The sequence below is a fragment of the Mycobacteriales bacterium genome, from assembly GCA_040902655.1.
Classification (GTDB): Bacteria; Actinomycetota; Actinomycetes; order Mycobacteriales; family SCTD01; genus SCTD01.
The window spans coordinates 277,604-284,789 of the sequence record JBBDWV010000052.1 but is presented as its reverse complement, the minus strand read 5'-3'; the positions used below and the strand labels follow the sequence as shown (position 1 = coordinate 284,789).

General features: G+C 72.6%; 6 protein-coding genes. 3 read left to right on the top strand and 3 right to left on the bottom strand.

The window, feature by feature from the left end:
* Positions 1-141: 141 nt before the first annotated feature.
* From WD794_15865 to WD794_15855, 3 genes are all read right to left on the bottom strand, one after another.
* Positions 142-1,095, bottom strand: a complete 954-nt coding sequence (locus WD794_15865) for an electron transfer flavoprotein subunit alpha/FixB family protein (GenBank protein MEX2291788.1) — start codon at positions 1,093-1,095, stop codon at positions 142-144.
* A 27-nt stretch (positions 1,096-1,122) separates the two neighbouring features.
* Complete coding sequence (locus WD794_15860) at positions 1,123-1,902, bottom strand: electron transfer flavoprotein subunit beta/FixA family protein (protein ID MEX2291787.1); 780 nt, start codon at positions 1,900-1,902, stop codon at positions 1,123-1,125.
* A 233-nt stretch (positions 1,903-2,135) separates the two neighbouring features.
* Positions 2,136-2,915, bottom strand: coding sequence for an enoyl-CoA hydratase-related protein (locus WD794_15855; protein ID MEX2291786.1), 780 nt, complete (start codon positions 2,913-2,915; stop codon positions 2,136-2,138).
* A 53-nt stretch (positions 2,916-2,968) separates the two neighbouring features.
* Between WD794_15855 and WD794_15850 the strand changes: the two genes are divergently transcribed.
* The 3 genes from WD794_15850 to glgX all read left to right on the top strand — a co-directional run bounded on the left by WD794_15850 (position 2,969) and on the right by glgX (position 6,858).
* Positions 2,969-3,634 carry a hypothetical protein gene (locus WD794_15850; GenBank protein MEX2291785.1) on the top strand — a complete coding sequence of 222 codons (666 nt, stop codon included), beginning with the start codon at positions 2,969-2,971 and terminating at the stop codon, positions 3,632-3,634.
* Between the two features lie 67 nt (positions 3,635-3,701).
* Positions 3,702-4,664 carry an alpha/beta fold hydrolase gene (locus WD794_15845; GenBank protein ID MEX2291784.1) on the top strand — a complete coding sequence of 321 codons (963 nt, stop codon included), beginning with the start codon at positions 3,702-3,704 and terminating at the stop codon, positions 4,662-4,664.
* 67 nt (positions 4,665-4,731) lie between these two features.
* Positions 4,732-6,858, top strand: coding sequence for a glycogen debranching protein GlgX (gene glgX, locus WD794_15840; protein ID MEX2291783.1), 2,127 nt, complete (start codon positions 4,732-4,734; stop codon positions 6,856-6,858).
* The last annotated feature ends 328 nt before the right edge of the window (positions 6,859-7,186 follow it).

Here is a 7,186-nt window from a genome sequence, read left to right as displayed (position 1 = left end):
TACCCAGACGGGACTCACACCCGCTGGCCTGATGCAGCTTGCAGGACGCAACATGGTCGCGGAGTCTAGGGAGCGGGGTCAGCACGCAGCACGGCCCGGCCCCCCGCGTAGAGGAGCCGGGCCGCCGGACGGCTACGCGGACTAGCCCTTGCGCTTGGCGATCTCCTCGGTGAGCTGGGGCACGACCGTGAACAGGTCACCCACCAGACCGAAGTCGGCCAGCTCGAAGATCGGCGCCTCGGGGTCCTTGTTGATGGCGACGATCGTCTTGCTGGTCTGCATGCCGGCGCGGTGCTGGATCGCGCCGGAGATGCCGACCGCGATGTAGAGCTGCGGGGAGACGGTCCGCCCGGTCTGGCCGACCTGGTGCTGGTGGGGGTACCACCCGGCGTCGGTCGCGGCACGGGAGGCGCCGACCGCCGCGCCGAGGCTGTCGGCCAGCTTCTCGACGATGCCGAAGCCCTCCGCCGCGCCGACACCGCGACCGCCCGACACCACGATGGATGCGTCGCCGAGGTCGGGGCGGCCGCCCTTGTCCTCGACGACCGACTCCACGATCCGGGCTGCCTTGTCACTGTCGGAGAAGGTGGCGCTGACCTGCTCGACGGTGCCGGCGGCCGGCGACTCGGAGGGCGCCGTGCTGTTGGCGCGGACCGTGATGATCGGCGTGCCCGTCGTCACCCTGGACTGCACGACGACGCTGCCGCCGAAGATCGGCTGCTCCGCGATCGCGTCGGCGGTGACCCCGACCGCGTCGGTGAGCAGGCCGCTGCCGGTCTTGACCGCCAGGCGCGCCGCGACCTCCTTGCCCTCGGCGTTGCTCGGGAGCAGCACCGCCGCGGGGGCGGTGTCCGCGACCAGCTTCGCCAGCACGGCTGCCCGCGGGCCGACCAGGAAGCCGTCGAGCTCCTCGGCCTCGCTGACGTACACCTTCTCGGCGCCGTACGCGCCGCACTTGTCGGCCGCAGCCGACGCGCCCTTGCCGAGCACCACCGCGGAGGGCGTGCCGAGCTCACGGGCTAGCGTGAGCAGCTCGTAGGAGACCTTCTTGGGGGCTCCGTCGACGTGGTCGACGAGGACGAGAACTTCGGACATGTGCTCAACCACCTTTTCCGGGCCTTCTCAGACGAGCTTCTGTGACGCGAGGTACTCGGCGATCTTGATGCCGCCGTCCCCCTCGTCCTTGACGACCTGACCGGCAGAGCGCGGCGGCTTGGTGGCGAAGTCCACGACCTGCGACGGCGCGCCGGCCAGGCCGACCTGACCGGCGTCGATCCCGGCCTCGGCGATCGTCAGGGTCGTGAGCGGCTTCTTCTTCGCGGCCATGATCCCCTTGAACGAGGGGTAGCGCGGCTCGTTGATCTTCTCGACGACGGAGACGATCGCCGGCGTGGGCGCCTCGACGACGTCGTAGCCGTTCTCGGTCTGCCGTTCGATGCGTACCGTCCCGCCCTCGGCCGTGACCTTGCGCGCCCCCGACAGCTGCGGCTGCCCCGTCCGCTCGGCCAGCAGCGCCGGCATGATGGCCATCCGGGAGTCGGTGGCCTCGGAACCGGTGATCACCAGGTCGTACTCGAGGGTCTCGAGAACCTTCGCCAGCGCGTAGGAGGTCTGCAGCGCGTCGGAGCCGGCCAGCGCCGGGTCGGACAGGTGCACGGCCTTGTCCGCGCCCATCGACAGGGCCTTGCGGACGGTCTCGACGGCGCGGTCGGGGCCCATGGTGAGGATCGTGACTTCTCCACCGGAGGCTTCCTTGATCCTCAAGGCCTCCTCGACGGCGTACTCGTCGATCTCGTTCATGACCACGTCGACCGCGGCCCGATCGAGCGTCTTGTCGGTGTCCTGGAGCTTGCGCTCGGCCCAGGTGTCGGGCACCTGCTTGACCAGTACGACGATGTTCACGTGGGGCGCCGACCTCCGAATAGGGGCGTGGACGCGGGGACGAGGCCCCGCGCGGATCTACGGTGAAGCGGGCGTTCGGCAGTGCGGACCACGGTATCGGGGCACGGCGCGGTCCCGCTCACCGGTCTGCCGGACCCGACGTTACCCGCCGGTAACGCCATGCGTCACGTCGGAGGAGGGCGTCGGCGGTGTGCCGTGCGTCACGAGCCGGACGGCCCGCCCGGGCTCTCGGGTCACCGGCCGCTGAACCGGGCCTTGCCCGGCCCCTGCTCGAGGAAGGACGCCATGCCGGTGCGCTGGTCCTCGGTCGAGAACAGCCCGGCGAACAGCGCGGTCTCCAGCCGCAGCGCGCTGTCCAGGTCGAGCTCCAGGCCGTCGTCAATGGCCTGCTTGGCGGCGCGCAGCGCGACGGCCGGGCCGGTCGCGTACGACCTGGCCATCTGCCGGGCCGTCTCGTACACGTCGGCGTCCGGCACGACACGGTCCGCGACGCCGAGCGCCAGGGCCTCCTCGGCGGCGACGTGCCGGCCGGTGAAGACCAGGTCCTTGGCCCGGGCCGGTCCGACCAGGCGGGTCAGCCGCTGGGTGCCGCCGGCGCCGGGCATCACCCCGAGCAGGATCTCCGGCACCCCCACCTTGGCCCGCTCCCCCAGCACCCGGAAGTCGGCGGTCAGGGCCAGCTCGAAGCCGCCGCCGAGTGCGTAGCCGGTGACCGCCGCCACGACCGGCTTGGGCAGCCGGGCGACGACCTTCAGCGCCTCCTGCAGCCGGCTGCCCCACGCCAGCATCTCGCCGTAGCTCATCGTCGACATCTCCTGGATGTCGGCGCCGGCGGCGAACACCCGGTCGCCGCCGTAGAGGACGACCGCCCGGATGTCGGTGCGGTCGCGGGCCTGCTCGGCGGCTGCCCGGAGCTCGGCCGTGACCTGGCCGTTGATGGCGTTCATTTTCGGCCGGTCCAGCCGGATCGTGGCCACCGCCCCGTCGACCTCGAGCCGCACGAACTCGCCCATGACGTCCTCCTCGTAACCGGCCTCGTCCCGGGCGGGCACCCTAGTCTGCGGGGATGTTCCGGGACTCCCATGGCGTGGTGCACACCGTCTCCTCCGCCGAGCCGCTGGCCGATCTTCCTCCCGGCGCCGCCACCGCCCTGCAGGAGGCCCTGCTCCAGGTGCCGCCCGACGGCACGAGCGTCGACGTCGGCAGCGTGCTCGAGCGCTGTGACGCGGTCCGCGAGCTCGTGGAGCGGTGGCAGGACGCCTTCTTCGCCGCGCTGCCCGACGAGGTGGACCTCGAAGAGGAGGCCCGGTGGGCCGCCGAGGCCGGCCTCTCGCTCGGGGAGGTCGAGGGCGGCTACGAGGGCGACGAGGACGAGCTGGACCTGCCGGCCCTTCCCTCCGACGACGACGAGGACGACGAGCTCGCCACGCTGCTCGACCCGCCGCTGCTCGATGACGACGAGCACGACCCGCGGCGGGTCCTGCCCGAGGACCTGGTCGCGGTGCTCGAGCGCGAGTTGCTGCTGCTGCCGGTCCGCGTGCGACTGGAGGCGCTGGTCGCCGCGGCGGACCTGGTGACCGAGTGGGCCGATCTGGTCGCCGACCACGAGAAGCTGCTCGGCCACCTGGTGCTGGCGCACGCCGAGGCGCCGGACCCGACCGGGCACGAGCTGCTGGTCGCCCGGCACGCCGCGCTGCACGGCCAGAGCGGCCCCGGACACGCGCCGGGCTGAGGCTCCAGGACGGGCCGCACCCGCCGATGAATTTCCTGCCGTCCTGTCCTGCCGTCTGGAGCCCGCCATGAGCCGCACACCGCCGCCCGTGCGCTGGCGCGACGTGCGGGTGGACGACGCCGTGGTGCGGGTGATGGAGGCCGGCGACCCGGACGCCGACCCGCTGCTGTTCCTGCACGGCTGGGGGCTGTCGCCCCGCTGCTACACCGACGGGATCGCCCGACTGACCGCGGCCGGCGTGCGGGTGGTCGCCCCGTCGCTGCCGGGCTTCGGCGGCAGCGACGGGCCGCCACTGCGCGGGGCGGGTGGCCGGTGGGGCCACGGCATCGACCTGCCGGCGTACGCCTCCCGCATCGGCCGGCTGCTGGACGTGCTCGAGCTGCAGCACCCGGTCTTCGTCGCGGGGCACTCCTTCGGCGGCGGTGTCGCCCTGCAGCTCGCGACCGACCGGCCGGAGCGGGTGCGCTCGCTCACGCTCGTCAACTCGGTCGGCGGCGCACCCAGCCGCCGCGCCGGGCTGGGCGACGCGTCCTGGCTGCGGTGGGCGGCCGGCGCAGCCACCGAACTCAGCCCGCGGGAGGTCATGCGGGCGGCGCCCTCGATGCTGCGCGACTTCCTGCCGAACGCCCTGCGCAAGCCGCTCACGCTCGCCCTCACCGCCCGGCTCGCGCTGACCGCCTCGCTCGCCGGACAGGCCCAAGCGCTGGTCGCGCTCGGCCTGCCCGTGCTGTTCGTCTGGGGCGACGCCGACCGGCTGATCGCCCCCGGCGAGCTCGGTGCCGTCACCGGGTCGTTGCCCTCGGAGATCGTCCACGGCCGGCACGGCTGGCTGCTCAACGAGCCCGAGGAGTTCGCGGCGCTGCTGCGCGACGCGCTGGTCGTGCACGCGATGCTCGAGCGCCGCCGGCGGGGCCAGAGCCTGGTGCTGCCGGCCGGCTTCTGCCTGGCCGACTTCATCCCTGCCGAGCGGCGGGCCGTCACCCGGGGGCCGGCCCAGCGCCCACCCCTGGCCGCTGACGGCACCCGCTGACCCGGCACACTCGCCCCGTGACCCCGCGTCCCGGAACCCTGCGCGTCCCGTGACCCCTGCGCGTCCCGTGACCCCTGCGCGTCCCTGGCCCGGTCGGCCCGCCCCGCTGGGTGCCTGCTGGGACGGCGAGGGCACCGCCTTCGCCCTGTTCTCGGCCAGCGCCGAGGCCGTCGACCTGTGCCTGTTCGATGCGTCGGGGGGCGAGACGCGGCTGCCCCTCGAGAACCGGACCGGTCACGTCTGGCACGGCTACCTGCCGGGTGTCGGCCCCGGCCAGGAGTACGGCTACCGCGTCGACGGCCCCTACGAGCCGGCAGCCGGTCAGCGGCACAACCCGTCCAAGCTGCTCGCCGACCCGTACGCGCGCGCTCTCACCGGCGGCTACCGCCTGCACGACGCGGTCTTCGGCTCGCTGCCCGGCCGTGACCGGGTGCAGGACCACCGCGACAGCGCGCCGTACGTCCCACGGTCCGTGGTGGTGCACGACGACGTCGAGTGGGGCGGCGACCGGCGCCCGAACACGGACTGGGCCGACAGCGTCGTCTACGAACTGCACGTCAAGGGCTTCACCGCGCGCCATCTCGGCGTGCCACAGGAACTGCGCGGGACCTACGCCGGGCTGGCCCACCCGGCGGCGCTCGAGCACCTGGTCGGTCTCGGCGTCACGGCCGTGGAGCTGCTACCGGTGCACCACTTCGTCTCCGAGCCGCACCTGCTCCGACGCAGGCTGACCAACTACTGGGGCTACAACTCGCTGGGCTACTTCGCGCCACACGCGGGCTACTCCTCGAGCGGCAGTCACGGCCAGCAGGTGCGTGAGTTCAAGACGATGGTCCGGGCTCTGCACGAGGCCGGCATCGAGGTGCTGCTCGACGTCGTCTACAACCACACCGCCGAGGGCGACCAGACCGGGCCGACACTGTCGATGCGCGGCATCGACAACGAGAGCTACTACCGGCTGCTGTCGGAGGACCGGGCGCGCTACCGCGACTACACCGGCTGCGGCAACACCCTGGACGTGCGGTCCTCGCACGTCCTGCAACTGATCATGGACTCGCTCCGCTACTGGGTGACCGAGATGCATGTCGACGGCTTCCGCTTCGACCTCGCCTCGGCGCTGGCCCGCTCGATGCACGACGTCGACAGGCTCAGCTCCTTTCTCCAGATGGTCCACCAGGACCCGGTCGTGTCGTCGGTCAAGCTGGTCGCCGAACCGTGGGACATCGGCGAGGGCGGCTACCAGGTGGGCGAGTTCCCGCCGCTGTGGTCGGAGTGGAACGACCGCTACCGCGACACCGTGCGCGACGTCTGGCGCGGCCACGACGGCGCCGTGCGCGAACTCGGCTATCGGCTGTCCGGCTCCGCCGACCTCTACAACTCCGAGGGGCGTTCGCCCGCCTCGTCCGTCAACTTCGTCACCGCACACGACGGCTTCACGCTGCGCGACCTGACGTCCTACGACACCAAGCACAACGAGGCCAACGGTGAGGGCAACCGGGACGGTGAGTCGCACAACCGGTCGTGGAACTTCGGCGTCGAGGGCGAGACCGATGACGCCGGCGTCAACGCTCTGCGGCGGCGGCAGGCCCGCAACCTGCTGACCACGCTGCTGCTGTCCAGCGGCGTCCCGATGCTGACGATGGGCGATGAGGTCCGGCGCACGCAGGGTGGCAACAACAACGCGTACTGCCAGGACAACGAGCTGTCCTGGCAGCCGTGGGACCTGCCTCAGGACGCGCACGATCTGTGCGCCTGGGTGGCGCGGCTGGTGGCGCTGCGGCGCGAGCATCCGGTGCTGCGCCAGCGCACGTTCTTCCTCGGGCGGCCGGGTGAGGACGGCGTGAAGGATCTCGCCTGGTTCGGGCCGGACGGCCAGGAGCTGAGCGACGCGCAATGGTTCGATCCTGCGCAGCGCACGCTGGCGATGTACCTCGACGGCCGCGGCATCCGGATGCGTGGCCCCCGCGGCGAGCGGGTCGAGGACGAAAGCCTGCTGCTCGTGCTGCACACCGGTGAGCACGACGAGCTGGGCTTCGTGCTGCCGGGTGAGCCGTGGGCGATGTCCTACGACGTGCTGCTGGACACCGTGCACGAGCGGCCGGAGCCGGGAGCATCGCTGCCCGCCGGTGCCAAGCTGCCGGTGACCGGCCGCTCGGCGGTCCTGCTGCGGGCTGTCCGGGCGGGCGGCGCGTGAGCCGTCTGTGCTGAAGATGCCTCCGTGGCCGGCGGCTGGACCCGACCGCCCGCGCCACCTGCGCCCCCGCCGCCGGTTGATCAACGCCGGCCTCCCGCACATGCTGGCGCGCCAGAATGTGCGGGAGGCCGGCGTTGATCATGGGGAGCGCGTGGACGGGCCTGCGCAGCGTCACCCGGCCACCCGGCAGAACCGCGAGCGGGTGCACCAGCCCACAGCCGCCAGTCGGTGGCTCGTCCGTACCGGGGAGGTCAGCGGCGACGGTGCCGCTGCCTCACATGCCGCCGCACCCGAGCAAGATCTTCGGAACATCCACAGGACGCTGGCC

Excerpts from the sequence above, each read along its gene's own strand:
- WD794_15850 (MEX2291785.1), top strand. The coding sequence starts at position 2,969 with ATGTTCCGGGACTCCCATGGCGTGGTGCACACCGTCTCCTCCGCCGAG.
- WD794_15865 (MEX2291788.1), bottom strand. The coding sequence starts at position 1,095 with ATGTCCGAAGTTCTCGTCCTCGTCGACCACGTCGACGGAGCCCCCAAG.
- WD794_15845 (MEX2291784.1), top strand. The coding sequence starts at position 3,702 with ATGAGCCGCACACCGCCGCCCGTGCGCTGGCGCGACGTGCGGGTGGAC.
- WD794_15855 (MEX2291786.1), bottom strand. The coding sequence starts at position 2,915 with ATGGGCGAGTTCGTGCGGCTCGAGGTCGACGGGGCGGTGGCCACGATC.